Origin of the sequence: Acinetobacter sp. UBA6526 (assembly GCF_002434875.1) — a bacterium.
GTDB classification, from domain to species: Bacteria; Pseudomonadota; Gammaproteobacteria; order Pseudomonadales; family Moraxellaceae; genus Acinetobacter; species Acinetobacter venetianus.
This window is the reverse complement of the sequence record NZ_DJLC01000208.1, coordinates 547-1,021: the sequence shown is the minus strand read 5'-3', so window position 1 is coordinate 1,021 and position 475 is coordinate 547. Positions and strand designations below refer to the sequence as shown.

The window sequence follows — 475 nt, the reverse complement described above, 5'->3', positions numbered from 1 at the left end:
GGTTATGGTTTCTTGTCTGAAAATACCGATTTTGCTCAGGCTTGCAGCGACAATGACATCACTTTTATTGGGCCAAATGCTGCTGCAATTCATCTGATGGGCAGTAAACGCTTATCCAAAATTGCCATGATTGAAGCAGGTGTTCCTTGTGTTCCGGGTTATGAGGGAGATCAGCAAGAGATTGAATACTTGGCTGAGCAGGCTGAAAAAGTTGGTTTTCCTTTGATGGTTAAGGCCTCAGCGGGTGGTGGTGGTCGCGGTATGCGACTGGTTCATCAATCTGCTGATTTACTAGAGGCTTTAAAAACAGCACGTTCAGAAGCAGAAAATGCCTTTGGTTCTGGTGAGCTGATTATTGAAAAAGCCGTGATCGCACCGCGTCATGTGGAAATCCAAGTCTTTGGTGATATGCATGGCAATTATGTCTATCTATTTGAACGAGATTGTTCGATTCAACGCCGTCATCAAAAGGTTG

Annotated in this window: 1 protein-coding gene; it reads left to right on the top strand. The window is 44.4% G+C overall.

Annotated features, from left to right (window positions below; genetic code table 11):
- Positions 1-475, top strand: a 475-nt coding sequence (locus B4237_RS14215) for a biotin carboxylase N-terminal domain-containing protein (protein ID WP_286943649.1), incomplete at both ends; no start/stop codon positions are given.